At 71.4% G+C, this 26,603-nt stretch carries 21 protein-coding genes; 8 read left to right on the top strand and 13 right to left on the bottom strand.

Features of this window, described 5'->3' with window-relative positions; translation table 11 throughout:
* Positions 1-32 precede the first annotated feature (32 nt).
* The 7 genes from ABD236_RS09840 to hrcA all read right to left on the bottom strand — a co-directional run bounded on the left by ABD236_RS09840 (position 33) and on the right by hrcA (position 6,283).
* Positions 33-944, bottom strand: a complete 912-nt coding sequence (locus tag ABD236_RS09840) for a ribonuclease Z (RefSeq protein WP_344072502.1) — start codon at positions 942-944, stop codon at positions 33-35.
* Between the two features lie 15 nt (positions 945-959).
* The gene (locus ABD236_RS09835; protein WP_344072572.1) at positions 960-1,319 is read right to left on the bottom strand and encodes a histidine triad nucleotide-binding protein; all 360 of its coding nucleotides are present in this window, start codon (positions 1,317-1,319) and stop codon (positions 960-962) included.
* A gap of 151 nt (positions 1,320-1,470) precedes the next feature.
* On the bottom strand, positions 1,471-1,977 hold the full coding sequence (locus ABD236_RS09830; protein WP_344072500.1) for a hypothetical protein: 507 nt from the start codon (positions 1,975-1,977) through the stop codon (positions 1,471-1,473).
* 94 nt (positions 1,978-2,071) lie between these two features.
* The gene (locus ABD236_RS09825) at positions 2,072-2,824 is read right to left on the bottom strand and encodes a 16S rRNA (uracil(1498)-N(3))-methyltransferase (protein ID WP_344072498.1); all 753 of its coding nucleotides are present in this window, start codon (positions 2,822-2,824) and stop codon (positions 2,072-2,074) included.
* Between the two features lie 10 nt (positions 2,825-2,834).
* The gene (locus ABD236_RS09820; RefSeq protein ID WP_344072496.1) at positions 2,835-3,908 is read right to left on the bottom strand and encodes a nitronate monooxygenase; all 1,074 of its coding nucleotides are present in this window, start codon (positions 3,906-3,908) and stop codon (positions 2,835-2,837) included.
* Positions 3,909-4,129: 221 nt separating this feature from the next.
* Positions 4,130-5,266 carry a molecular chaperone DnaJ gene (gene dnaJ / locus ABD236_RS09815; protein WP_344072494.1) on the bottom strand — a complete coding sequence of 379 codons (1,137 nt, stop codon included), beginning with the start codon at positions 5,264-5,266 and terminating at the stop codon, positions 4,130-4,132.
* Positions 5,267-6,283 carry a heat-inducible transcriptional repressor HrcA gene (hrcA, locus tag ABD236_RS09810; RefSeq protein WP_190092499.1) on the bottom strand — a complete coding sequence of 339 codons (1,017 nt, stop codon included), beginning with the start codon at positions 6,281-6,283 and terminating at the stop codon, positions 5,267-5,269.
* Positions 6,284-6,460: 177 nt separating this feature from the next.
* Here hrcA and ABD236_RS09805 point away from each other — a divergent pair, with 177 nt between their 5' ends.
* Positions 6,461-7,183 carry an MBL fold metallo-hydrolase gene (locus ABD236_RS09805; RefSeq protein ID WP_344072491.1) on the top strand — a complete coding sequence of 241 codons (723 nt, stop codon included), beginning with the start codon at positions 6,461-6,463 and terminating at the stop codon, positions 7,181-7,183.
* 47 nt (positions 7,184-7,230) lie between these two features.
* A complete protein-coding gene (locus ABD236_RS09800) occupies positions 7,231-8,049 on the top strand; it encodes a DUF3097 domain-containing protein (RefSeq protein WP_344072489.1) in 819 nt (272 codons plus the stop codon).
* A gap of 314 nt (positions 8,050-8,363) precedes the next feature.
* Here the strand turns inward: ABD236_RS09800 and hemW are convergent, their stop codons facing one another.
* Together hemW and ABD236_RS09790 are read right to left on the bottom strand one after the other, a co-directional pair.
* A complete protein-coding gene (hemW, locus tag ABD236_RS09795) occupies positions 8,364-9,596 on the bottom strand; it encodes a radical SAM family heme chaperone HemW (protein ID WP_344072487.1) in 1,233 nt (410 codons plus the stop codon).
* Positions 9,597-9,684: 88 nt separating this feature from the next.
* Positions 9,685-11,601: a SpoIIE family protein phosphatase gene (locus tag ABD236_RS09790; RefSeq protein WP_344072485.1), complete on the bottom strand. Its 1,917-nt coding sequence runs from the start codon at positions 11,599-11,601 to the stop codon at positions 9,685-9,687.
* A 101-nt stretch (positions 11,602-11,702) separates the two neighbouring features.
* Between ABD236_RS09790 and ABD236_RS09785 the strand changes: the two genes are divergently transcribed.
* Positions 11,703-15,851 (top strand): HAMP domain-containing protein, encoded by a 4,149-nt coding sequence (locus tag ABD236_RS09785; RefSeq protein WP_344072483.1) that lies wholly within the window; start codon positions 11,703-11,705, stop codon positions 15,849-15,851.
* A gap of 9 nt (positions 15,852-15,860) precedes the next feature.
* Entirely contained in the window at positions 15,861-16,442 is a 582-nt protein-coding gene (locus ABD236_RS09780) for a response regulator (protein ID WP_344072481.1), read from the top strand.
* 81 nt (positions 16,443-16,523) lie between these two features.
* On the opposite strand, the gene ABD236_RS09775 is transcribed toward ABD236_RS09780, so the two are convergent.
* Both ABD236_RS09775 and lepA read right to left on the bottom strand, forming a co-directional pair.
* Complete coding sequence (locus ABD236_RS09775; protein ID WP_344072478.1) at positions 16,524-18,410, bottom strand: AMP-dependent synthetase/ligase; 1,887 nt, start codon at positions 18,408-18,410, stop codon at positions 16,524-16,526.
* A gap of 192 nt (positions 18,411-18,602) precedes the next feature.
* The gene (gene lepA, locus ABD236_RS09770; RefSeq protein WP_344072476.1) at positions 18,603-20,468 is read right to left on the bottom strand and encodes a translation elongation factor 4; all 1,866 of its coding nucleotides are present in this window, start codon (positions 20,466-20,468) and stop codon (positions 18,603-18,605) included.
* Positions 20,469-20,686: 218 nt separating this feature from the next.
* Between lepA and rpsT the strand changes: the two genes are divergently transcribed.
* Positions 20,687-20,956, top strand: a complete 270-nt coding sequence (rpsT, locus tag ABD236_RS09765; protein WP_344072473.1) for a 30S ribosomal protein S20 — start codon at positions 20,687-20,689, stop codon at positions 20,954-20,956.
* A gap of 449 nt (positions 20,957-21,405) precedes the next feature.
* Positions 21,406-22,074 carry a hypothetical protein gene (locus ABD236_RS09760; RefSeq protein WP_344072471.1) on the top strand — a complete coding sequence of 223 codons (669 nt, stop codon included), beginning with the start codon at positions 21,406-21,408 and terminating at the stop codon, positions 22,072-22,074.
* On the opposite strand, the gene ABD236_RS09755 is transcribed toward ABD236_RS09760, so the two are convergent.
* Entirely contained in the window at positions 22,038-23,558 is a 1,521-nt protein-coding gene (locus ABD236_RS09755; RefSeq protein WP_344072469.1) for an amino acid permease, read from the bottom strand. The two genes, ABD236_RS09760 and ABD236_RS09755, sit on opposite strands and share 37 nt — an antisense overlap.
* Positions 23,559-23,762: 204 nt before the next feature.
* On the opposite strand from ABD236_RS09755, the gene ABD236_RS09750 reads away from it, so the two are divergent.
* Both ABD236_RS09750 and ABD236_RS09745 read left to right on the top strand, forming a co-directional pair.
* Positions 23,763-24,251, top strand: a complete 489-nt coding sequence (locus tag ABD236_RS09750; protein ID WP_344072467.1) for a ribose-5-phosphate isomerase — start codon at positions 23,763-23,765, stop codon at positions 24,249-24,251.
* Between the two features lie 9 nt (positions 24,252-24,260).
* Complete coding sequence (locus ABD236_RS09745) at positions 24,261-25,070, top strand: Fpg/Nei family DNA glycosylase (protein WP_344072465.1); 810 nt, start codon at positions 24,261-24,263, stop codon at positions 25,068-25,070.
* Positions 25,071-25,267: 197 nt separating this feature from the next.
* On the opposite strand, the gene ABD236_RS09740 is transcribed toward ABD236_RS09745, so the two are convergent.
* Positions 25,268-26,497 carry a GNAT family N-acetyltransferase gene (locus ABD236_RS09740; protein WP_344072463.1) on the bottom strand — a complete coding sequence of 410 codons (1,230 nt, stop codon included), beginning with the start codon at positions 26,495-26,497 and terminating at the stop codon, positions 25,268-25,270.
* Between the last annotated feature and the right edge of the window lie 106 nt (positions 26,498-26,603).

The raw sequence follows: 26,603 nt of genomic DNA, 5'->3' as shown, positions 1-26,603 counted from the left end.
AACGGCGAAGGTTCGTGATGCGAAAAAAAGGACTACGGCGTACGTCTCGGCAGCGGCACCCGCGTCAGATCCGCCGCGATCGTCAGCTCCCCCTCGAACCCGGCGCGCCGCGCCTGCCGCTCGAACTCCGCCGGGTCCGCGTACCGCTGCGAGAAGTGCGTGAGCACGAGATGGCGCACCCCGGCGTCCCGGGCCACCCCGGCCGCCTGGCCCGCCGTCAGATGCCCGTGGTCCTGCGCCAGCGTCACGTCCTCGTCCAGGAACGTCGACTCGATGACCAGCATGTCGCAGCCCTCGGCGAGCGCCGGCACGCCTTCGCAGAGCCGGGTGTCCATGATGAACGCGAACCGCTGGCCGCGCCGCGTCTCGCTGACGTCGTCGAGCGTCACCCCGCCGAGCGCGCCCTCGCGCTGGAGGCGGCCCACGTCGGGGCCCGCGATGCCGTGCTCGGCGAGCAGCGCGGGCAGCATCCGGCGCCGGTCCGGCTCGGTGATCCGGTAGCCGTACGACTCGACCGGGTGCGAGAGCCGCCGCGCCTGGAGCGTGTACGCGTCGGTCGCGGCCAGCACCGCCCCCTCGCCCTCGACCGGCGTCTGCGCCAGCTCGACCGTCTCGCGGTAGGCCGTCGCGTACCGCAGGCGGTCGAAGAAGTGCTGCCCGCTCGCCGGGTAGTGCGCGGTGACCGGGTGCGGCACCCGGTCGAGGTTGATCCGCTGGATCACCCCGGCGAGCCCCAGCGAGTGGTCGCCGTGGAAGTGCGTCACGCAGATCCGGTCGATGTCGTGCGCGGCCACCCCGGCCCGCAGCATCTGCCGCTGGGTGCCCTCGCCGGGGTCGAAGAGGATGCCCTCGCCGTCCCAGCGCAGCAGATAGCCGTTGTGGTTGCGGTGCCGGGTCGGGACCTGGCTGGCGGTGCCGAGCACCACCAGTTCACGTACGGACAAGAGGGGTTGCCCGCCCTATCCCGGCGGCCACTGGAGACCGCGGCCGCCCAGCAGGTGGGCGTGCGCGTGGAAGACGGTCTGCCCGGCGCCGCTGCCGGTGTTGAAGACGATCCGGTAGCCGCTGCCGTCGACGTTCTCGGCGGCGGCGATCTCCCCGGCCTCGCGCAGCACGTCGGCGGCGACGGCCGGCTCGGCGGCGGCGAGCGAGGCCGCGTCGGGGTGGTGGACGCGCGGGATGACGAGGATGTGCGTCGGCGCCTGGGGGTTGATGTCGCGGAACGCGACGACGGTCTCGGTCTCCCGGACGACGGTCGCCGGGACGTCCCCCGAGACGATCTTGCAGAACAGGCAGTCCGCCTGCGGCTCTCCGGCCACGGTCCTGAGCTCCTCGGTCACGGTGGGAACAATGGATCAGTCAGCTAGGTGCATGCTACTGACGTTTGCCCACCGGACCGCACGCGCCCCGGCCAGCCTGCCCCGGTTCGTCTTCGGCCCCGTCATGTGTTGTGTCCGGTCGTTCGCCCCGTCACTTGCCCCGGAACGACTCCGTCACGGTCACCGTGACCGTCACCGTCGGACGGCTGCCCGGTTTTCCGGGCGGCCTGGGCGTGTTCTTGGTGGGGGGCGGCGCGTTGCAGTCGCCCAGGACGCTCGCGTGGAAGACCGTCCGGTCGGCGACCTTCGCCGTCAGATCGCCCCGTACACAGCGGTCCTCGCGCTCCTCCGTCACCTTGCCGGTGACGCTGATCTTCTTGTTGTCGTCGGTGCGCCCCCGGCAGTCGACCGTGGCGACCGTACGGGTCGAACCGGCCGACGGGGTACGGGTCGACGAGCCGCCGTCGATCTTGGCGGTGCAGGTCAGATACCGCACCTTGAAGCCGTCGTGCTCCAGCTTGCTGGTCGCGACCTTGTCCGTGGTCACCGAGACGGTGACCGAGCTCATCCCGCCCACCGGGTCGCAGGCCGCGACCGTGACGGCGGCCGCCCCGGCCAGAGCGAGCGCGGCGAGCGCGCGCCGATGGCGCAGCGGCAACGTTACGTATCTCCTTGCCCCCATCGCGCCAGCGTCCCACCACCGCGCCGGACGCGGTAGACGGCTTTACGACGTCACGAGCGGTTCTGTGGTGTCACGACCAGCGGCCGGTGCGCCCCATCAGCAGCGCGGCCGCCGCCGTGCCCGCCGTGGAGGTGCGCAGCACGCTCGGGCCGAGCAGATACGGCTTGGCGCCCGCCGCCTCGAAAGCCGCCAACTCCTCGGGCGAGACGCCCCCTTCGGGGCCCACCACCAGGACGACCTCCCCCTGGTCGGGCAGGGCGGCGGTGGCCAGCGGCTCGCTCGGGATGTCGCGCCCCTCGTGCAGCACGGCGGCGAAATCAGCCGTGGCCAAAAACGCGACAACCTGCTTGGTCGTCATCGCGTCCCGTACCTCCGGGAACCGCACCCGGCGTGACTGCTTGCCCGACTCGCGGGCCGTGGCGCGCCACTTGGCCAGCGACTTGGCGCCCCGCTCGCCCTTCCACTGGGTGATGCAGCGCGAGGCCTGCCACGGCACCACGGCGTCGACGCCCACCTCGGTCATCGTCTCGACCGCGACCTCGCCCCGGTCGCCCTTGGGCAGCGCCTGGACGACGGTGATGCGCGGCTGCGGCTGCGGCTCCTCCCGCAGCGAGTCGAGCCGGACGACCAGGCGGTCCTTGCCCTCGGTGTCCAGGACCACGCACTCCGCCCAGGTGCCGTGCCCGTCGGTGAGGACGACGTCCTCGCCGGGCGCCAGCCGCTTCACCGAGACGGCGTGCCGGCCCTCGGGTCCGTCCAGGACGTAACGGCCGCCCGGCCCGGACGCGGGGAAGCGGTCGACGACGAAGACCGGGGCGGTCATGACGTACTCCTCATGTGGTTCGGTTTCTCGTTGCGGCCAACGCGGCGCGCGCCGCGTCCAGTTCGCCCGCCAGGACCTCCACCAGCTGCCCGGCGGGCAGTGTGCGGGCCAGCCGGTGCCCCTGCCCCGCCCACAGCGCCATGCCCTGGGCGTCGCCCGCCGCGGCGGCGGCCCGGCGCAGCCCGGCGGTGAGCTGGTGCACCTGGGGGTAGGCGGCCGGGGCGTACGGCCCGTGCTCGCGCATGAACCGGTTGACCAGGCCGCGGGCCGGGCGCCCGGAGAACGCCCGGGTCAACTCGGTGCGGACGAAGAGGGGGTTGGTCAGCGCCTGCTTGTGCAGCGCGTGCGCGCCGGACTCCGGGCAGGCCAGGAACGCCGTGCCGAGCTGCGCCGCGTCCGCGCCGGCCGCGAGCACCGCCGCGATCTGGGCGCCGCGCATCAGCCCGCCGGTCGCGATGAGCGGCAGCCGTACGCTCTCGCGGATCTGGGTGATCAGCGAGAGCAGCCCGATCCCGGAGCCGTCGGCCTGCGGGTCGTCGCGGTGCGTCGACTGGTGCCCGCCGGCCTCTATCCCCTGCACACAGACGGCGTCGGCCCCGGCGGCCTCGGCGGCCAGCGCCTCGTCGGGGGTGGTCACGGTGACGACGGTGTACGTGCCGAGGGCGGCGAACGCGGCGAGCACCTCGGGCTCGGGGCAGCCGAAGGTGAACGAGACGGCCGCGACCGGGTCCTCGCGCAGGATCGCCAGCTTGGCCTCATAGCCGTCGTCGCCGCCGGAGTCGGCGTCGCCGAGCGGGGTCCCGTACCAGGTGGCCTCGCCCGCCAGCTGGTTGCGGTAGACCTCGATGACGGCCGGGTCGGTGTGCGGGGGCTGCGGCATGAACAGGTTGACCCCGAACGGCCGCCCGGTGAGCCCGCGCAGCTGCTTGATCTCCTGGTACATGCCGTCGGCCGTCTTGTACCCGGCGGCCAGGAACCCGAGCCCGCCGGCCTCGCAGACCGCGGCGGCCAGACCGGGGGCGGAGACGCCACCGGCCATCGGAGCCTGCACGATCGGATACCGGCAGAGATCGGTCAAAGCCATGCCCGCATCGTGTCACGGGTGCGGCGTGGGGCCGAATCGCCCACCCCACCGCGGGCTGCGCCCGCGACCCCTCGGCCTGCGGCCGCCCCGGCCCGGTCTTCGTCTGCGGCCCGTGCTGGGTTGCTCGCGCAGTTCCCCGCGCCCCTAGGTAGTCAGGGGCGCGGGGAACTGCGCGCTCAGCCAGCCACTCAGCCGCAGACAAAGGCCGGGCCGAACAACGGTCACCGACCGTTGAACGCGTCCTTCAGGCGGGAGAACAAGCCCTGCTGCCCCGGCTGGAACTGCCCCATCGGGCGCTCCTCGCCGCGCAGCTTGGCCAACTGGCGCAGCAGGTCCTCCTGCTGGGGGTCGAGCTTGGTCGGCGTGGTGACCTCGACGTGGACGATCAGGTCGCCGCGCCCGCCGCCCCGCAGATGCGTCACGCCGCGCCCGTGCAGCGGGATGGACTGGCCCGACTGCGTGCCCGGGCGGATGTCCACCTCCTCCATGCCGTCCAGTGTCTGGAGCGGCACCTTCGTGCCGAGCGACGCCGCCGTCATGGGGATCGTCACCGTGCAGTGCAGATCGTCGCCACGGCGCTGGAAGACGTCGTGGTTGAGCTCGTGGATCTCCACGTACAGGTCGCCGGCGGGGCCGCCGCCGGGGCCGACCTCGCCCTCGCCCGCGAGCTGGATCCGGGTGCCGTTGTCGACACCGGCCGGGATCTTGACCGTGAGCGTGCGGCGCGAGCGGATGCGGCCGTCGCCGGCGCACTCCGGGCACGGGGTGGGCACGACGGTCCCGAAGCCCTGGCACTGGGGGCAGGGCCGGGAGGTCATGACCTGGCCGAGGAAGGACCGGGTGACCTGGGAGACCTCACCGCGGCCGCGGCACATGTCACACGTCTGGGCCGAGGTGCCGGGTGCGGCGCCCTCGCCCGAGCAGGTCGTACAGACGACCGCCGTGTCGACCTGGATCTCCTTGGTCGTACCGAAGGCCGCCTCGTTGAGGTCGATCTCCAGCCGGATCATGGCGTCCTGGCCCCGGCGGGTGCGCGAGCGCGGGCCGCGCTGCGCCGCGTTGCCGAAGAACGCGTCCATGATGTCCGAGAAGTTCCCGAAGCCACCCGCGCCGAAACCGCCCGCGCCACCGCCGCCGGAGGAGGACAGGGGGTCTCCGCCGAGGTCGTAGACCTGCTTCTTCTGCGGGTCCGAGAGGACCTCGTAGGCGGCGTTGATCTCCTTGAAGCGCTCCTGCGTCTTCGGGTCCGGATTCACATCCGGGTGGAGTTCACGCGCGAGGCGCCGGAACGCCTTCTTGATCTCGTCCTGCGATGCGTCGCGGCGTACGCCCAGTACGGCGTAGTAGTCCGTGGCCACTTACGACTCCGCCAGGATCTGTCCGACGTAACGTGCCACTGCGCGTACCGCTCCCATCGTTCCGGGGTAATCCATGCGGGTCGGTCCGACCACGCCGAGTTTGGCGACGGCCTCGCCGCCCGAACCGTAGCCGACCGAGACGACGGACGTGGAGTTCAGCCCTTCATGGGCGTTCTCATGCCCGATTCGTACGGTCATGCCCGATTCCTTGGCCTCGCCGAGCAGCTTGAGGAGCACGACCTGCTCCTCAAGCGCCTCCAGCACCGGCCGAATGGTCAGGGGGAAGTCGTGCCCGAAGCGGGTGAGATTGGCGGTGCCGCCGATCATCAGCCGCTCCTCGGTCTCCTCGACCAGGGTTTCGAGCAGGGTGGAGAGCACCGTCGAAACGGTTCCTCGGTCCTCCGGCTCGAAGGACTCCGGCAGATCCTGCACCAGCTGCGGGACGTCCGCGAAGCGGCGCCCCACCACCCGGCTGTTGAGCCGGGCCCGCAGATCGGCCAGCGAGGTCTCGCCGAACGGCGCCGGGCAGTCGACGAGCCGCTGCTCGACCCGCCCGGTGTCCGTGATGAGCACCAGCATCAGCCGGGCCGGGGCCAGCGACAGCAGCTCCACGTGCCGCACGGTGGACCGTGTCAGCGACGGGTACTGCACGACGGCGACCTGCCGGGTGAGCTGGGCGAGAAGGCGGACCGTGCGCGCCACCACGTCGTCGAGGTCGACGGCGCCGTCCAGGAAGTTCTGGATGGCCCGCCGCTCCGGCGACGACAGCGGCTTGACGCCCGCGAGCCGGTCGACGAAGAGCCGGTAGCCCTTGTCCGTGGGGATGCGCCCGGCGCTGGTGTGCGGCTGGGCGATGAAGCCCTCCTCCTCCAGGACGGCCATGTCGTTGCGCACGGTCGCCGGGGAGACGCCCAGCGCATGCCGCTCGGTCAGGGCCTTGGAGCCCACCGGCTCCTCGGTCCCGACATAGTCCTGGACGATGGCGCGCAGGACCTCGAGTCTGCGTTCGCTGAGCACCGCGCACACCTCCTGCTGTCGTCCCTAGGCACTCTGCCTGGCACTCTGTGCGTTCGAGTGCCAGCAATCCCCCGGCCAGTGTACGGCCGACCGGTACACCCCTAGCAAGGGCGGCCGCCCGTGACGCTCGCGGCGCGCTCGAACGCCGCCCCCGGCCGCCCGGGATAGCGTCACGTCATGGACGTCAGATGGGAAGAGTTCGGCTGGGAGCGCCTCGGCGACGGCGTGGGCCGCCGCCGGCTCCCGGGGTGGGACGCCACGGCCGGTCTGGTCGCGGGCGAGGACGCGGTCCTGCTGTACGACACGGGGTCGACGCTGCGCGAGGGCGCCGAGCTGCGCGCCCAGGCGCAGGCGCTGCTGGGGCGCCGGGTGACGCATGTCGCACTCAGCCATCCGCACTTCGACCATGTGCTCGGCACGGCCGCGTTCTCGGGAGTCGAGGTGTACGGGGCGGTGGGCATCGACCGGGTCCTCGACGGCGACGAACTGCGCGAGGACGCGGTCCAGCAGGGGGTGCCGCCCGCGCGGGCGGCCGAGGCGGCGGACCTGCTGGTGCTCCCGCAGCACTTCGTGAGCGGCGAGTGGACGCTGGAGCTGGGCGGGCGGCAGGTGCTGCTGGCGAACGTGGGCCCCGGCCACAGCGGCCACGACCTGGCGCTGCTGGTGCCCGCCTCGCCCGGCTCGCCCGAGGTGGTCTTCTGCGGCGACCTGGTCGAGGAGTCCGGGGAGCCGCAGGCGGGCCCGGACGCGGTCCGCACCCGCTGGCCCGCCGCCCTGGACCGGCTGCTCGAACTGGGCGGCGAGGACGCGGTGTACGTGCCGGGGCACGGGGCGGTGGTGGACGCGGCGTTCGTCCGGGCGCAGCGGGACCGGCTCGCGGCGCGATTCGGCGTGTCGTAACGCCGTACAGCCATATGGGCACATCACCCGCCCGTATTCTCATCCGAATGCGCAGCTACAGCCCGGACCTGACTCCGCCCTGGAAGAAGGGGACCCCGGCCCCCGAGGTGCCCGCCGAGCTCGACCTGGTCGTCGAGGAGGTGACGACGGGGTTCTGCGGGGCGGTGCTCCGCTGTGAGGCGGGGACGGTGACGCTGGAGGACCGCTTCGGCAAACAGCGGGTGTTCCCGCTGGATCCCCGCGGGTTCCTGCTGGAGGGCAAGGTGGTCACGCTGGTACGCCCGCCGGCGCCCGCGCCCGCGCGCCCGGCGCGTACGGCCTCGGGCTCCGTGGCGGTGCCGGGAGCGCGGGCGCGGGTGGCGCGCGCGGGGCGCATCTACGTGGAGGGGCGCCACGACGCGGAGCTGGTGGAGAAGGTCTGGGGCGACGACCTGCGCATCGAGGGCGTCGTCGTCGAGTACCTCTCCGGCATCGACGACCTCCCCGCGATCGTCGCGGACTTCGCGCCCGGCCCCGACGCGCGCCTGGGCGTCCTGGTCGACCACCTGGTCCCCGGCTCCAAGGAGTCGCGCATCGCGGCGGCGGTCACGGGCGAGCACGTCCTGGTGGCCGGGCACCCCTACATCGACGTGTGGGAGGCGGTGAAGCCGGGCTCCGTGGGGATTGGTTCCTGGCCGGTGGTGCCGCGCGGGACGGACTGGAAGACGGGGGTGTGCCGGGCGTTGGGGTGGCCGGAGAACACGGGGGCTGCGTGGCAGCGGATCCTGTCGGGGGTCCGCTCCTACCGGGACCTGGAGCCGGAGCTGCTGGGCCGGGTGGAGGAACTGATCGACTTCGTGACAGCCCCCACCCCGCCCCTTCCCTGAACCCTCCGGGGGTGGGTGGGGGTGAAGGTGGCCTCCCGGGGGCTACGCCCCCGGACCCCGTTCGCTTCGCGTTCGTCCGCGGCCCGGTGGTGGGCTGGTCGCGCAGTTCCCCGCGCCCCTGAAGGAACGGGGCCTCCGGCCCCTGTTCCCCGCACCTCTCACCGCCGCCCAAGCCGCACCCCCTAGGGGCGCGGGGAACTGCGCGACCAGCCGTCGGCGGCCCGCAGACGAACACGGGCCCGGGGTTTGGGGGCAGAGCCCCCGGCCGCCCGGCAGAGGGCTTTGGGGAAGGGGCGGGGAGGGGACGGGAAAGGTCAGTCCACCAGATCCCGCACCACCCCGTCCGCCAACAACCTCCCCCGCAGCGTCAGCACCGCCCGCCCCGCCCCGTACGGACCCGGCTCAAGGAGCCCGTCCGACAGGGCCCGGCGCGACGCCGCGAGACCCGCCGGACGCAGCAGCGACAGCTCGCAGCCCTCGCGGAGGCGCAGCTCCAGCAGGATCCGCTCCACGCGGCGGTCCCCGGCGGACAGAACCTCACGCCCCGCCCCCGGCGTACCCCCACCCGCCAGCGCCGCCGCATACGCGCCCGGATGCTTCACGTTCCACCACCGCACGCCCCCCACATGGCTGTGCGCCCCGGGACCCGCGCCCCACCAGTCCGCCCCGCGCCAGTACAGCTCGTTGTGGAGGCAGCGCCCCGCCTCCGTGGTGGCCCAGTTGGACACCTCGTACCAGTGGAAGCCCGCCTCCGCCAGCACCGAGTCCGCGATCAGATAGCGGTCCGCGTGGACGTCGTCGTCGGTCATCGGGACCTCGCCCCGGCGGATCCGGCGCGCCAGCTGGGTGCCCTCCTCGACGATCAGGGCATAGGCGGAGATGTGGTCGGGACCGGCCCCGACCGCCGCCGCCAGCGACTCGCGCCAGTCGTCGTCCGTCTCCCCGGGCGTGCCGTAGATCAGGTCGAGGTTGACGTGGTCGAAGCCCGCCGCCCGCGCCTCGGCGACGCACGCCTCGGGCCGGCCCGGCGTGTGCGTACGGTCGAGGATCTTCAGCACGTGCTGCTTGGCGCTCTGCATGCCGAAGGAGACCCGGTTGAAGCCCCCGGCGCGCAGCTCCTCCAGATACGCCCGGTCCACCGACTCCGGGTTCGCCTCCGTGGTCACCTCGGCGTCGTCCGCGAGACCGAACTCCTCGCGTACGGCCGAGAGCATCCGGACCAGGTCGGCGGCGGGCAGGAGGGTGGGCGTGCCGCCGCCGACGAAGACCGTGCGGACCGGGCGGGGGTCGTCGCCCAGGACCTTGCGGGCCAGGCGGATCTCGTCGGTCACCGTGGCCGCGTAGTTGTCCCGGGAGGCCAGGACGCCGCCGGAGCCGCGCAGCTCGGTGGCGGTGTAGGTGTTGAAGTCGCAGTACCCGCAGCGCGTGGCGCAGTAGGGAACGTGCAGGTAGAAGCCGAGCGGCCGCTCCCCCGCGCCCTCCAGGGCGGAACCGGGCAGCGCCCCGTCCTCGGGCATGGGCTCACCATCGGGCAGTACGGAAGGCATGGCCCCATTGTCCGCCACCCCGGGCGGTACCCGGGCACGCCCTCGGAGCCCGTCCGGCGTCGGGGGCGGACGGGGAGCGAGGACAGGCTCAGCGGGCCTGGAGCACCAGCAGCGCCAGGTCGTCCTCCGGGGGCGTCGTGCCGAACGCGTACACCGCGCGCTTGACGCTCTCCGCGACCCCCGTCGCCGTCATCCCCACGCACCCCGCGAGCACCTCCGCGAGCCCGTCGCCGTCGTCGAACATCCGGCGGCCGGAGCGGCGCTCGGTGACCCCGTCCGTGACGCACAGCAGGGTGTCCCCGGGCATCAGCCGGAAGCTCTCGCTCTCGTACGCCGCCCCCTCCACCACGCCGATCAGCACCTGCGGCACCGCCGCCGCCCGGACCGACCCCTCGGGCCGCAGCAGCAGCGGCAGCGGGTGTCCGGCGCTGGCCAGGGTGCACACCACGCCGCCGCCGCGCTCGGCCGGCACCGGCACCAGCTCCCCGTACAGCAGGGAGAGGAAACGCGCCTGCGGGCCCTCGGCCACCTCGCGGCCGCCCGCCGCCGCGACCATCCGCGCGGCCGCCTCGGCCGCCTCCACACCGTCGTCGACGAGCAGCTTGTTGAGGCGGTCGAGCACGTCGTGCACCGCGTACCCCTCGCGGGCGAGCAGCCGCAGCCAGGGCCGGACCAGGCCGGTGACGACCGCCGCCTCGGGGCCGCTGCCCTGGACGTCGCCGAGGGCGAAGCACCAGCGGCCGTCGGCGCCGGGGAACAGGTCGTAGAAGTCGCCGCCCGCCACGCCCTCGCCGCTGGGCTGGTAGACCAGCGCGCTGTCGACGCCGGGGATCTCCGCCACACCGGCGGGCAGCAGCCCGCGCTGGAGGACCCGGCTGATGGTGACCTGGCGGGTGTACTGGCGCGCGGCGCCGATCGCCAGCGCCACCCGGCGCACGAAGTCCTCGACCAGGCCGGTGACCTCGTCGGGGATGCGCGCCGTCCCGGCCCGCCCCAGCATGAGCACGCCGACGGCCCGGCCGCCCGCCACCATCCGGTACGCCAGCGCCGCCCCGTCCTCGTCCTCGCGCGGCCCCGGCCACGGCATCGGGACGGGCCCGCCGCGCGCCGACTCCGGCAGCCGGGGCGGCTCCTTCTCCAGAACCGCCCGCAGCTCCTCGATGCCGGACTCGCGGGCGTGCCACACCCGGGCGAGCCGGGGCTCGCCGACCGGGCCGCCGGCCTCCGGGTCGAGCCAGATGGCGCACCAGTCGCAGAGCCGGGGCACCAGCAGCTGTCCGGCGAGCGCCGCGATCATGTCCTCGTCGAACTGGCCCGCCAGCAGGTCGGAGGCCTCGGCGAGGAAGGAGAGGGCGCCCCGGTTCACCCAGTCGCGGTCCTGCCCCGGGGCGCCGCGCGGCGGGGCGGCCAGCAGCCCGGCGGCGCGCAGCCCGCGCTGGAGCCGCTCGTCGGAGCCGGGGTCCGCCTCGCGGCGGGCGGCCTCGTCCGCGTCGAGCAGGAGCCGCGCCCAGACGGTCTTGAGGCCGGTGCGGTAGGTGATCCCCCAGCACTCCGCGAGCGCGGCCACCAGATGCAGCCCCCGCCCGTGCTCCGGTGCGCCCGGCTCGCGCACCCCGCGCGGCTCGTTGCGTACGACCCGGGAGGGGTGGTGGTCGGAGACCTCGACCACCACCGCGCCCGGCTCGTCCCCGGCGGGCGGCTCCAGGCAACAGACCAGCTCGACGGTGGTGCCGGCGTGCACCACGGCGTTGGTGACCAGCTCGTTGACGAGTATCGCGGCGTCGTCGGCGGCCCGGTCGTCGAGCCGCTCGGCGCCGGGCGCCCCCTGGCCGGTCCAGTCGGCGAGCGCGGCCCGTACGAAGCGGCGCGCGGCGGACGGCGCGAGCGGGTTGCCGGGCAGGCTGGTTCGGGCGGCGCAGGCGGCGCCGCGCTCCGTCGCGTCGGGGGAGGGCGCCGGATGGAGCGGGCGGTTCCCGGTCTCCCGCTGCGTTGGAATGGACCCCACGGTGCGGCTCCTGATCGGTTCTCACATTGCGCACCTCATGACACCGACAGAGTGACAGACTGAGCGTGCGCATAAGCGCCGAGTCACTGAAGTGGGCCGAGATGAACAGAGACAGTGCCGTGCCGCCCGGGGGCGGGGAGTGGATCCGGGCACTGGAGTTGCGTCCGCTGCTGGCCGCGCTGACCGCGCTGCGGGACGGTGACTTCGGCGTCCGGCTCCAGGAGACCCACGAGGGGATACCCGCCGAACTGTCGGCGATCTTCAACCAAGTGGCGGTGCGCAACCAGCACTTCACCGACGAGCTGCAACGGGTGCGCCGCGAGGTGGTCCGGCACGGGCGGCTGGACGAACGGCTCGCCGCGAGCCCCGGGCAGGGCGCCTGGACGGCCGGGGTGGACAGCGCGAACACCCTGATCGACGCCCTGGTCGTACCGGCGGCGAACGCCACGCGGGTGCTGGACGCGGTGGCGGGCGGCGATCTGACCCAGCGGGTCGATCTGCACGACGGGAACCGGCAGTTGCGCGGCGATCTGCGCCGGCTGGGCCGGGCCGTCAACAAGATGGTGGACCAGCTCTCCCTGTTCACCGGCGAGGTGACGAGGGTCGCCCGCGAGGTCGGCACCGAGGGGCGGCTGGGCGGGCGCGCCAAGGTGCAGCGCCTGAGCGGCAGTTGGCGGGACGTGACCGAGGCCGTCAACACCATGGCCTCCCGGCTGACCGCGCAGGTCCGCGACATCGCCGCGGTGACGACGGCGGTGGCCCGCGGCGATCTGACCCGTACGGTGACGGTCGAGGCGACCGGCGAGCTGCTGGAGCTGAAGCTCACCGTCAACACGATGGTCGACCAGCTCTCCGCCTTCGCCGACGAGGTCACCCGGGTCGCCCGCGAGGTCGGCACCGAGGGTCAGCTGGGCGGGCGGGCCCAGGTGCGGGGTGTGTCGGGGGTCTGGAAGGACCTCACCGACAACGTCAACTTCATGGCCTCCAACCTCACCTCCCAGGTACGCAACATCGCCCAGGTGACCACGGCCGTCGCCAATGGCGACCTCAGCCAGAAGATCACCGTGGACGCCCAGGGCGAGATCCTGGAGCTGAAGTCGACCATCAACACCATGGTCGACCAGCTCTCCGCCTTCGCCGACGAGGTGACGAGGGTCGCCCGCGAGGTCGGCACCGAGGGCAACCTCGGCGGGCGCGCCCAGGTCCGCGGGGTCTCCGGGGTCTGGAAGGACCTCACCGAGAACGTCAACTTCATGGCGGACAACCTCACCTCCCAGGTGCGCAACATCGCGCTCGTCTCGACGGCGGTGGCCCAGGGCGACCTCGGCAAGAAGATCACGGTCGAGGCGAAGGGCGAGATCCTGGAGCTGAAGTCGACCATCAACACCATGGTCGACCAGCTCTCCGCCTTCGCCGACGAGGTGACGAGGGTCGCCCGCGAGGTCGGCACCGAGGGCAACCTCGGCGGTCAGGCGCAGGTGCGCGGGGTCTCCGGGGTCTGGAAGGACCTCACGGACAACGTCAACTTCATGGCGTCCAACCTCACCTCCCAGGTGCGCAACATCGCCCAGGTGACCACGGCCGTCGCCAACGGCGACCTCTCCAAGAAGATCACCGTCGACGCGCGCGGCGAGATCCTGGAGCTCAAGGACACCGTCAACACGATGGTGGAGCAGCTGCGGGCGTTCGCGGACGAGGTGACCCGGGTGGCCCGCGAGGTCGGCACCGACGGCCGGCTCGGCGGCCGCGCCCAGGTCCTGGGCGTCTCCGGGGTCTGGAAGGACCTCACCGACAACGTCAACTACATGGCGGACAACCTCACCTCCCAGGTACGCAACATCGCCCAGGTGGCGACGGCGGTGGCCCAGGGCGACCTCTCCAAGAAGATCGACGTGGACGCGCGCGGCGAGATCCTGGAGCTGAAGACCACCATCAACACCATGGTGGACACGCTCTCCTCGTTCTCTTCCGAGGTCACCCGGGTCGCCCGCGAGGTCGGCTCGGAGGGCCAGCTGGGCGGCCAGGCCCGGGTCGAGGGCGTGTACGGCACCTGGAAGCGGCTGACCACCAACGTCAACGAGCTCGCCCTCAACCTCACCACCCAGGTCCGCGCGATCGCCGAGGTCGCCTCGGCGGTGGCCCAGGGCGACATGTCCCGCTCGATCACCGTGGAGACCCGGGGCGAGGTCTCCGAGCTGAAGGACAACATCAACCTGATGGTGTCCAACCTGCGCGAGACGACCCGCGCCAAGGACTGGCTGGAGTCGAACCTGGCCCGGCTCGCGGGCCTGATGCAGGGCCACCGCGACCTGATGGAGGTCGCCGACCTGATCCTGCGCGAGCTGACCCCGCTGGTGAACGCCCAGTACGGCGCGTTCTTCCTGGCCGACCCCGGCAACGAGGGCACCCCGTCGCGTACGACGTCGACGACCAAGGGGCTCGCCTTCATCGCCGGATACGGCTCGGCCCAGGGCGCGACCGTGGACACCACCGGGATGCCGGGCCACGGTCTGGTGCGCCAGGCCGCCCTGGAGAAGAAGCGGATCCTGCTGGAGGAGGCACCGCCGGACTACATCAAGATCAACTCCGGGCTGGGCGAGGCCTCCCCGGCCAGTGTCGTGATCATCCCGATCCTCTTCGAGGACAAGCTCCTCGGCGTGATCGAACTGGCCTCCTTCTCCCGCTTCTCCGACGTCCACCTGGCCTTCTTCGACCAGTTCGTGAACACCATCGGCGTGGCGATCAACACCATCATCGCCAACTCCCGTACGGAATCGCTGCTCAGCGAGTCCCAGCGGCTCGCCGTCCAGCTCCAGGAGCGCTCCGACGAGCTCCAGCGCCAGCAGGCCGAGCTCCAGCGCTCCAACGCCGAGCTGGAGGAGAAGGCCGCGCTGCTGGCGACCAGCTCCCAGTACAAGTCGGAGTTCCTGGCGAACATGTCGCACGAGCTGCGCACCCCGCTCAACTCGCTGCTCATCCTGGCCCGGCTGCTCTCCGACAACCCGGACGAGCACCTCTCCGACCAGGAGGTCCAGTTCGCCACCACGATCCACCGCTCCGGCTCCGACCTGCTCCAGCTGATCAACGACATCCTGGACCTGTCGAAGATCGAGGCCGGCCGGATGGACGTACGGCCCAAGAAGCTGCCGCTCATCAAGGTCCTCGACTACGTCCACGCCACCTTCCGCCCCATCACCCTCGACCGGGGCCTGGCCTTCGAGGTCGCGGTGGGCGAGGACGTGCCGCGCGAGATGTTCTCGGACGAGCAGCGGCTCCAGCAGATCCTGCGCAATCTGCTCTCCAACGCGATCAAGTTCACCTCCTCGGGCCGCGTCGAGCTCCGCGTCAACCGGACCAGGGAGCCGCAGGAGGCGGTGCCGGGCGCGGACGACCTGATCGCCTTCGCGGTCAGCGACACCGGCATCGGCATCGCGCCGGAGAAGCTCCCGGTGATCTTCGAGGCGTTCCAGCAGGCCGACGGCACGACCAACCGCAAGTACGGCGGCACCGGCCTCGGCCTGTCCATCAGCCGTGAGATCGCGGGCCTGCTCGGCGGCCGGATCGTCGCCGAGAGCGAGCCCGGCCGCGGCTCCACCTTCACCCTGTACGTGCCGGTGCGCTACCCCGGCCACACGGGGGCCGAGCCGGAACAGCCCCCGGAGCTCACCGCCGACCCCGCGCACCCGGTCGCCGCCGAGCATGTGCTGCTGCCCGAACAGGACGACGCCTGGCCGACCACCACCAGGCTGGACCAGTGGAAGGAAGGCCGGGCGGGCCAGGTGCTGCCGGGCCGGCGGGTGCTGATCGTCGACGACGACATCCGCAACGTCTTCGCGCTCACCCATGTGCTCGGCCGGGTCGGCATGCCGGTGCTCTACGCGGAGAACGGCCGCGAGGGCATCGAGACCCTGGAGCGCAACCCGGACGTCGAACTGGTCCTGATGGACATCATGATGCCCGAGATGGACGGCTACGAGACGATCGAGGCCATCCGCCGCAGCCCCCTGTGGGCGGAGCTGCCCATCGTCGCCCTCACCGCCAAGGCGATGCCCGGCGACCGCGAGAAGTCCATCGCCCAGGGCGCCAACGAGTACGTGCCCAAGCCCGTCGACGTGGACCGGCTGCTCACCGTCGTCTGCGCCCTGCTCGACCCGGAGGGCGGGGCCGCCGGGCCCCCGGGCCCGGGCGCGTCCGTACCGGAGCAGTCGCGTGGCGGCGGGGAGCCCGCCACCGCTCCGCCGACCACGTAAGGCGGCACGATGAGCACAGCGGCACCGCCCGGCGACCGGGCGAGCATCCTCCTCGTCGACGACATGGAGGACAACCTGATCGCGCTGGAGGCGGTCCTCGGCTCGCTCAACGAGCCGCTGGTACGGGCGCGTTCGGGCGAGGAGGCGATGAAGGCTCTGCTGCGGCAGACGTTCGCGGTGGTGCTGCTCGACGTACGGATGCCGGGCATGGACGGCTTCGAGACCGCGAGCAACATCAAGCGGCTCGACCAGACCAAGAACGTGCCGATCATCTTCTTGACCGGCGCGGAGGGCGACAGCGACTACGCGTTCCGGGGATACGCCACGGGCGCGGCGGACTTCCTCACCAAGCCGTTCGACCCCTGGGTGCTGCGGGCCAAGGTCACTGTCTTTTTGGAGCTGCACCGCAAGAACCGCCAGTTGGAGCGGCTGCTGGCCCGCGAGCAGAAACAGCTCGCCGAGATCGCCCGGCTGCTGGCGGCGATCGAGGAGGAGCTGGTGCGCGGCGACCCCGTCCAGTCGGCGGACCTGCGCCGGCAGCTGACGGCCCTGGAGGAGATGATCCAGGACATGAGACGGGGGCGCTGCTGAGCGCCCCCGTCTTCCGTACGACTCCCGTAGAGGACTCGACTCCCGGAGACGACTCGACTCCCGGAGACGGCTCCCGTACGGCTAGGCCTCGCGCGAGCCCGAGTACATGTCCTCGATCAGGTCCTTGTACTGGCGCTCGACGACCGGCCGCTTCAGCTTGAGGCTGGGCGTCAGCTCGCCGTGCTCCACATCGAGGTCACGCGGCAGCAGCCGGAACTGCTTGATGGTCTGCCAGCGCTGAAGCCCCTCGTTGAGGCGCTTCACATAGCCCTCGATCAGGGCCACCGTCTCCTTGTCGGCGACGACTTCGGCGTACGAGCCGCTGATCCCGTGGTCCTTGGCCCAGCCCAGGATCGCGGGCTCGTCCAGGGCGATCAGCGCGGTGCAGAAGTTCCGGTCGGCGCCGAGCACCAGGATGTTGGAGACGAACGGGCAGACCGCCTTGAACTGGCCCTCGACCTCCGCCGGCGCGATGTACTTGCCGCCCGACGTCTTGATCAGGTCCTTCTTGCGGTCGGTGATCCGCAGATAGCCGTCCGGCGAGAGCTCGCCGATGTCGCCGGTGTGGAACCAGCCGTCCGACTCCAGCACCTCGGCGGTCTTCTCGGGCAGCTTGTGGTAGCCCTCCATGATGCCGGGGCCGCGCAGCAGGATCTCGCCGTCGTCCGCGATGCGCACCTCCAGGCCGGGCAGCGGCTTGCCGACCGTGCCGGTGCGGTAGGCCTCGCCCGGGTTCACGAAGGAGGCGGCGCTGGTCTCGGTGAGGCCGTAGCCCTCCAGGATGTGGATGCCGGCGCCGGAGAAGAAGAAGCCGATGTCGGGGGCGAGCGCGGCCGAGCCGGAGACGGCGGCGCGCAGCCGGCCGCCGAACGCCTCACGGATCTTGGAGTAGACCAGCGCGTCCGCGACCTTGTGCTTGGCGGCGAGACCGAAGGGGGCGCTCGCCCGGCCGGTGCGCCGGAAGTTGTCCTGGGTGGTCTTCGCGTACTCGCGGGCCACCTCGGCCGCCCACTGGAAGATCTTGTACTTGGCCCCGCCGGCCTCCCGCGCCTTGGCGGCGACGCCGTTGTAGACCTTCTCGAAGATCCGGGGCACCGAGGCCATATAGGTGGGCTGGACGACCGGCAGATTCTCGATGATCTTGTCGACCCGGCCGTCGACGGCCGTCACATGGCCGACCTCGATCTGCCCGGAGGTCAGCACCTTGCCGAAGACGTGCGCCAGCGGCAGCCAGAGGTACTGCACGTCCTCGCCGCTGATCAGCCCGGTCGCCGCGATGGCCTTCGCCATGTACGACCAGTTGTCCTGCGGCAGCCGCACGCCCTTGGGGCGGCCGGTCGTCCCGGAGGTGTAGATCAGCGTGGCGAGCTGGTCGGAGGTGATCGCCGCGATCCGCTCCTTGATCGCGTCCGGGTGCTTCTCCAGATACGCGGCGCCGCGCGCCTCCAGCTCGGCGAGGGTGAGCACCCAGCCCTCGGGGTCGGCCTCGACCGGCTCGGCGCCGGCCGCGTCGAAGACCACGACGTGCTGGAGCTCGGGCAGCTCGGCGCGGCGCTCCCGGGCCTTGGCCAGCTGGGCCGCGTTCTCCGCGAAGAGCACCCGGCTCTCGGAGTCGCCCAGGATGTAGGCGGACTCCTCGGCGTTGGTCTGCGGATAGATGGTGGTGGTCGCGCCACCCGCGCACATCGTCCCGAGGTCCGCGAGGATCCACTCGATCCGGGTCGAGGAGGAGAGCGCCACGCGCTGCTCGGAGGTCACACCCAGATCGGCGAGCCCGGCCGCGATGGCGTAGACCCGCTCGGCGGCCCGGCCCCAGCTCAGCGACTTCCACTCGTCGGGCCCCTGGCCGTCCGCCGCCGGCACCGGATAGCGGTAGGCCTCCAGGTCCGGGGTGGCCTCGACGCGCTGGACGAAGAGGGCCGCCACGGACGGTGGCCGGTTCTCGATCAAGGTGTGTGTATCGCTCACGACGTCCTCCGGGCTGGCCTGCGGCAGGGCTGCGGCTGCTTCTTGTTTAACTGGCGAGTAACCATCGGGCCGTGATCAGAGTAGAGCGCTCCCGCCCGGCGCGTAAGGGGCAGCGGAAGGTGGTTTCATAACGAACGGACCCCCACTCCGAAGAGCGGGGGTCCGTCGCGGCACAGGGTGGCTACTCGCCGGTCACTTCTTCTTGCTCGCAGACTCGTCGCTGGACAGCACCGCGATGAAGGCCTCCTGCGGAACCTCCACGGAACCGACCATCTTCATCCGCTTCTTGCCTTCCTTCTGCTTCTCGAGCAGCTTCCGCTTACGGGAGATGTCACCGCCGTAGCACTTGGCGAGGACGTCCTTGCGGATGGCGCGGATGGTCTCGCGGGCGATCACCCGGGAGCCGATCGCGGCCTGGATGGGCACCTCGAAGGCCTGCCTCGGGATCAGCTCGCGCAGCTTGGCGACGAGCCGCACCCCGTACGCGTACGCCGCGTCCTTGTGGGTGACGGCCGAGAAGGCGTCGACCTTGTCGCCGTGCAGCAGGATGTCGACCTTGACCAGGCTCGCGGACTGCTCGCCGGTGGGCTCGTAGTCGAGCGAGGCGTAGCCGCGCGTCTTCGACTTCAGCTGGTCGAAGAAGTCGAAGACGATCTCCGCGAGCGGCAGCGTGTAGCGGATCTCGACCCGGTCCTCGGAGAGGTAGTCCATGCCGAGCAGGGTGCCGCGCCGGGTCTGGCACAGCTCCATGATCGAGCCGATGAACTCCGAAGGGGCCAGGATCGTGGCACGCACGACCGGCTCGTACACGTCCGAGATCTTCCCCTCGGGGAACTCACTCGGATTGGTGACGGTGACCTCCTTGCCGTCCTCCAGGACGACCCGGTAGACCACGTTCGGCGCGGTGGCGATGAGGTCGAGCCCGAACTCGCGCTCCAGGCGCTCGCGGATCACGTCGAGGTGCAGCAGACCGAGGAAGCCGACGCGGAAGCCGAAGCCCAGCGCGGCCGAGGTCTCCGGCTCGTACACCAGCGCGGCGTCGTTGAGCTGGAGCTTGTCGAGGGCCTCGCGCAGGTCCGGGTAGTCCGACCCGTCCAGCGGATACAGACCCGAGAAGACCATCGGCTTCGGGTCCTTGTATCCGCCGAGCGCCTCGGTGGCGCCCTGGTGCAGGGAGGTGATGGTGTCACCGACCTTGGACTGGCGGACGTCCTTCACACCGGTGATCAGATAGCCGACCTCGCCCACGCCCAGCCCGTCGGCGGGCAGCATCTCGGGCGAGTTGGTGCCGATCTCCAGGAGCTCGTGCGTCGCCCCGGTCGACATCATCCGGATCCGCTCGCGCTTGTTGAGCTGCCCGTCGACGACCCGGACGTACGTGACGACGCCCCGGTACGAGTCGTAGACCGAGTCGAAGATCATCGCGCGGGCGGGGGCATCGGCCACGCCGACGGGCGCGGGCACGTCGCGCACCACTCGGTCGAGCAGCGCGTCCACGCCGACACCGGTCTTGGCGGAGACCTTCAGCACGTCCTCGGGCTGGCAGCCGATGAGGTTCGCCAGCTCCTCGGCGAACTTCTCGGGCTGCGCGGCCGGCAGGTCGATCTTGTTGAGGACGGGAACGATGGTGAGGTCGTTCTCCATCGCCAGATAGAGGTTGGCCAGGGTCTGCGCCTCGATGCCCTGAGCGGCGTCGACGAGCAGGACGGTGCCCTCACAGGCCGCGAGCGACCGCGACACCTCGTACGTGAAGTCCACGTGCCCCGGGGTGTCGATCATGTTGAGGATATGGGTCCGCCCCTGGTCGACCCCCTCGGTGGGAGCCCACGGCAACCGGACGGCCTGGCTCTTGATCGTGATGCCACGCTCACGCTCGATGTCCATGCGGTCGAGGTACTGGGCGCGCATCTGCCGCTGCTCGACCACACCGGTCAGCTGGAGCATCCGGTCGGCAAGGGTCGACTTGCCGTGGTCGATGTGCGCGATGATGCAGAAATTGCGGATCAGAGCCGGGTCGGTACGGCTCGGCTCGGGCACGTGGGGAGGAGTCGCGGGCACGCAGGGTCCTGATTCTTGAGACGCCGGGCGTCTCGTCTCGGGCGATGTCGGATCGATACGTAGCCCCCATCGTCCCATGGGAACGGGACTGCGCTCGGTTTGGGCCGCCAGCTGGACGGCTGGTAACCTGGGCAGCTGTGCCTCGTCTGCCCTCTCAGCGGCGAGCGCCACAGCTGTCTGACACATCTCTGATACATCGAACCTGAAAAGGCTCTTTCGTGGCGAACATCAAGTCCCAGATCAAGCGGAACAAGACCAACGAGAAGGCGCGCCTGCGCAACAAGGCCGTCAAGTCCGAGGTCAAGACCGCGATCCGCAAGGCCCGCGAGGCTGTCCTGGCCGGCGACGTCGAGGCGGCCGACACGGCTGTCCGCGCCGCCTCCAAGAAGCTGGACAAGGCTGTCAGCAAGGGTGTCATCCACAAGAACGCCGCCGCCAACAAGAAGTCGGCGCTGGCCTCCAAGGTCGCCACCCTCAAGGCTGCCTGAGCCCTGTCCCGAGTGACCGGCCCCCGGGCCGCTCGCCCGGCCGGCCTCCAAGGCTGACCACTTGATCAACCACCGGACGGGACCCAGCGGGCCCTCTCTTCCGCTCCCACCCGGTACCAGCACCACCGCCGCACGCGGCCTGCGTTCGCCACGCGGGTGCGGCGAACAGCTCCACCAGTTCCACCCGTTCCAAGCAGAACCCCGTTTCCGTCCGGCTGGGCGGGGGCGGGGTTTTGTGTTGGGGGGCGGGCGGCCGGGCCGTTGGGGTTCGGGCGGGAGGGTCGCGGCTGGCTATCTTGCTCGGCGGGGGTGCAGGGACGCAGCCCCGCCAGGGGTGCAGGGGGCGGAGCCCCCGCCGAGGTCCAGGGGCGAAGCCCCGACGAGGACGCGGCTTCGCAAGTTCCCCGCCCCCGCCCCAACCGGGGTGCAGGGGCGGAGCCCCGCCAGGGGTGCAGGGGGCGGAGCCCCCGCCGGGGTCCGGGGGCGGAGCCCCCGGGAAACCACCTCGACCCGCCCCCACCCCCGGAGGGTTCAGGGAAGGGGCGGGGAGGGGCATCCGTCGCCGTACAGCCATCGGCGCCGCCCTCGCCCTGGCCGCGGCCACCACCACCGCCGTCGTCCTGGCCGCCACCCACGACCCCGGCACGCCCGAGACCGCCCCCACCGTCGCCGGCACCTCCAGGCCCCCCACCACCCCGCCCCCCGGCACCAGGGGCGAGACCGGCTTCGCCTGGGCGCCCCCGCAGGGGTGGACGCGGACCGCGAAGAGCCCGTCCAACATCCACTACCACGCCCCCGGCGGAAAACAGGAGATCGCCGCCTCGTACGCACTCGTACGCGGCGGCGATCTCATGACCCAGTGGCAGGAGGCCGAACGCGGCTCCCACGACGTCCCGGGCTACCGGAACATCCGGCTGGAGCGGACCACCTTCAACGGCCGACCGGCCGTGGTCTGGGACTACTACTTCACGCAGGACGGCGACCCGTGGAAGGCCCGCCAGACGGGCTTCGACGAGGGCGGCAAGTCGTACCAGGTCAACATCTGGTACCTGGCCGCCACCGAGGACGAGGCCCTGCGCACCTACTCCGCGGTGACTTCCTCGTTCACACCGCTCTGAGCGACGGGCTGAGCCACGGGCTGGGCGGCGCCCGACGCCACCGCACCCCGCTGCACGAAGTCCCGCACCAGTGCGATGGCGACGACGACAGCCGCCACCAGCAGGGAAAGCAGCACCTGCTTGCGCCCGGCGTCATCGGTGAGCATGTACACCAGCACGAACGAGATCATCGCGATCGTCGCCCACGTCAGATACGGGAAGAACCACATCTTCACCGTCAGCTTCTCCGGCGTCTCGCGCAGGATGATCCCGCGCATCCGCAGCTGCGTGAAGCAGATGACCAGCCACACGAACAGCGCGACCGCGCCGGAGGAGTTGAGCAGGAAGTCGAAGACGGTGTCGGGCCACTTGTAGTTGAAGAAGACGGCGACGAAGCCGAAGAGGACCGAGCAGAGGATGGCCGCCTGCGGCACGCCCCGCGCGTTGGTACGGGCGAAGGCGCGCGGCGCGTCACCGCGCTGGCCGAGCGAGAAGGCCATCCGGGAGGCGGTGTACAGGCCGGAGTTGAGACAGGACAGCACCGCGGTCAGCACGATCACGTTCATGATCTGCCCGGCGTGCGGAATGCCGATCGAGTTCAGCGCGGCGACGTACGAGCCGTCCTTGACGATCGCCGGGTCGTTCCACTTCAGCAGCGTCAGCACGACGAGGATCGAGCCCAGGTAGAAGACGCCGATACGCCAGATCACGCTGTTCGTGGCCTTGGTGACGGCCCGCTGCGGGTCCTCGGACTCACCGGCGGCCAGGGTGACGATCTCGCTGCCCATGAAGGAGAAGACGACCATCAGGACGCCGGTGAGGATCGCTCCCGCGCCCTTCGGCATGAAGCCGCCCGCGTCCGTCAGATGCGCGAACCCGTCACCGGGGTTGTCGGAGCCGGGCAGGATGCCGAAGACGGCGAGCAGCCCGATCACCACGAACGCGCCGATGGCGACGACCTTGATCCCGGCGAACCAGAACTCGAACTCTCCGTACGAGGAGACGGAGACGAGGTTGGTGGCCGTCAGCACGACCATGACGATCAGCGCCCAGCCCCACTGCGGAACCCCGCCGACCCAGCCGTGCAGGATCTTCGCTCCGGCGGTCGCCTCGACGGCGAGCACCACGACCCAGAAGAACCAGTAGAGCCAGCCGATGGAGAAGCCGGCCCAGCGGCCGAGCGCGCGGTCGGCGTACGCGGAGAACGAGCCGGAGGTCGGCCGTGCGGCGGCCATCTCGCCCAGCATGCGCATCACGAACACGACCATCGTGCCGACGAGCGCGTACGAGAGCAGGATGGCGGGACCGGCGGCGGCGATGCCGGAGCTGGAGCCGACGAACAGCCCGGCTCCGATGACGCCGCCGATGGCGATCATCGACAGATGACGGTTCTTGAGACCGGCCTGGAGGCCGCCTGCGCCGTGCGGGGTGCCGACGGTGGAGTCAGACGTTCCGGGATCGCCCGGTCGGCCGTCTTCCTTCGCAAGGGAGGGTTGCGAGGTCATGGACGAATCCTTAGGTCTAAGGGTCGCTCGGGTTACGAACCAACGCATTGAAGCCCGGTACTCCCAGGTACGGAAGGCCTGACTCCGAATCGTGATGAGGGGCACAACGGCACAAGTCGGGAGGAACAAGGTCATCAGTCGTAGGGACGAAGGTCCTCACCCCGATGAACCCTGCCCGGCGGATCGCATGCCACACTCGGGGTCATGCGCGTGTACCTCGGTTCAGACCATGCCGGATACGAACTCAAGAACCACCTGGTCGAATGGCTCCAGGCCCATGGCCACGAGGCCGTCGACTGCGGTCCCCACATCTACGACGCCCAGGACGACTACCCGCCGTTCTGCCTGCGCGCCGCAGAGAAGACGGCCGCCGACCCGGACTCGCTGGGCATCGTGATCGGCGGCTCCGGCAACGGTGAGCAGATCGCCGCGAACAAGGTGAAGGGCGTACGGGCGGCCCTCGCCTGGAGCGAGCAGACGGCGGCGCTGGGCCGCGAGCACAACGACGCCAACGTGATCTCGATCGGCGGCCGGATGCACTCCCAGGAGGAGGCGACGAAGTTCGTCGAGATCTTCTTGAACACGCCGTACTCGGGTGAGGAGCGCCACACGCGCCGCATCGAGATGCTGTCCGAGTACGAGACGACGGGCGTGCTGCCGGAGATCCCCGCCCACCACCCCCAGCAGGACTGACCTGGCCTGATGCCCGAGGGTCACACGATTCACCGACTGGCCGCCGACCACGAGCAGTGGTTCGGCGGCCGTGTCGTACGCGCGTCCAGCCCGCAGGGGAAGTTCTCGGACGGGGCGGCGCTGGTGGACGGCCAGGTGCTGACGTCCGCCGAGGCGCACGGCAAGCACCTGTTCCTGGGGTTCGGCGGGGCCGGCTGGATCCACGTCCACCTGGGCCTGTTCGGCAAGTACGCGCTGGGGGCGGGGGCGCCGCCGCCGGCGACGGAGACGATCCGACTCCGCCTGGTCGCCGACACCGGTTACGCGGACCTGCGCGGTCCGACGACGTGCGCGCTGATCACCGCTCCGGAGAAACAGGCGATACACGACCGCCTCGGCCCGGATCCGCTGCGTCCCGCCGACGACGGCGAGAAGGCGTGGGCCCGGATCTCACGGAGCCGGACGACGATCGCGGCGCTGCTGATGGACCAGAAGGTGCTGGCCGGGGTGGGGAACGTGTACCGGGCCGAGGTCCTGTTCCGCCACGGCGTGGATCCGTACCGGGCGGGGCGGGATGTGTCGCGTGCCGAGTGGGACGCGATGTGGGCGGATCTGGTGGTGCTGATGCGGGAGGGGGTGCGGCTGAACCGGATCGACACGGTGCGGGACGAGCACACGCCCGAGGCGATGGGGCGGCCTCCTCGGGTGGACGACCACGGGGGTGAGGTGTACGTGTACCGCCGGGCGAACCTGCCGTGCCACGTGTGCGGTGCGCCGATCCGCACGGAGGCCTTGGCGGCCCGCAACCTGTTCTGGTGCCCCGGCTGCCAACCGGCCTGATTTTTCCCCACCCCGCCCCTTCCCGAAAGCTCTCCGGCGAGCGGCCTGTCTTTCGGCTGCGGACCGTGCTGGGTTGCTCGCGCAGTTCCCCGCGCCCCTAGGTAGTTAGGGGCGCGGGGAACTGCGCGACCAGCCACCCACGGTCCGCAGACGAACGACTCACCCCCGGAGGGTTTCGGGAAGGGGTGGGGTGGGGCCTAGAACCCGTGGGGGAGCCACGGCGCCACCGGCGTAGTGAAGGCCACGGACGCCTCCGTCAGGGCCCCCTCCCGGAGCTCCCTGACTCGGCCCGCCGCCGCGAGGGACGCCAGCGACACGCCTCCCAGGTACGCCGCACCAAGCTCGCGTACGGACAGCGAAACATCAGCCACATCCGCCGTGCGCGAGCACACCGCCCCCTTCGAGTCCCCGCTCAACCGCCACCGCCCCCCGTTCCACCCACAGAACGCATCCGCCACCTCGAACACCACATCCACCGGAACGGAATAGGTCCGGGAGGCCAGCGCGTCCCCCACCGACACCGGCCGCACATACATCCCGTCCCGCACCCGCACCCCGCACCGCCGCACATCGGACACGAGGTGCAGCAGCGGGTCGTCCACCGGCCGGTTGCCCGCTTTGACCGTCGACGTCAGGTCGATGTCGCAGAGGAAGCGCCACAGAACGGCGTACACCGCCGGGTCGTCCGCGCCGATGTCCCGCAGCGTCACGACCCCCTTCGGCCCCGCCGCGTCCCACACCGGCTTGGTGTGGAAGCGGACGTACCCCACGACCTCCCCGCCCCGCGAGGCGAGCACGCACTGGGCGGGCGAGCCGCCGTCCCGGAACCCCACGGGGTCGAGCAGCGGATGCCGCTCCCAGCCCGGCGTACGCAGGAACCGACCCGCGCGCGTGCCCGCCGCACGCCCGTAGACCGCCTCGCACACCGACGCGGCCTCGTCGACCGGCACGTACCGCAACGTGACGTCGTCCCCGTCCCCGGGCACCTCCACCCGGACCCGGGAGGAGTCGATCTCCAGTGCCATCTGCTGGGTGGCGAGCCCGAACCCGAACCGGCCGTAGATCCCGGCCTCCGACGCCGTGAGCACGGCGAGCGGCACGCCCTCCTCGTGCAGGACGTCCAGCTGCGCCCACATCATCGACCGCAGGATCCCGCGCCGGCGGTGCGTCGCCGCGACCCCCACCGCGCTGATCGCCCCGGTCGGTACGAGGCCACCGCCCGGCACCTCCACCGGCAGCGCGAAGGTCTGCGTGGTCCCGACGACCGTCGGCCCGTCGTACGCCGCCAGGCAGCGCGCCGGGTCGATCACCGTGCGCCAGAAGGCCTCCAGCTCCGGCTCCTCCGGTACGCCCCCGAACACTCTCTCCACCGCCCCGTACCACTGGTCGAAGTCGGCGGGGTCCAGAGCACGTACGTCCACAGTCATACGCCATGACTACCAGCGGGTATGTGATCCGGTCGACCCGATTTCGAACGTACTGCCAGAGGGGTCCCCCTGCGCACGCGCGCGTCCGCTGGATAGGGTCACCGGC

The sequence above is a fragment of the Streptomyces crystallinus genome, assembly GCF_039521265.1.
Classification (GTDB): Bacteria; Actinomycetota; Actinomycetes; order Streptomycetales; family Streptomycetaceae; genus Streptomyces; species Streptomyces crystallinus.
This window is presented reverse-complemented; position numbering and strand designations above follow the sequence as displayed.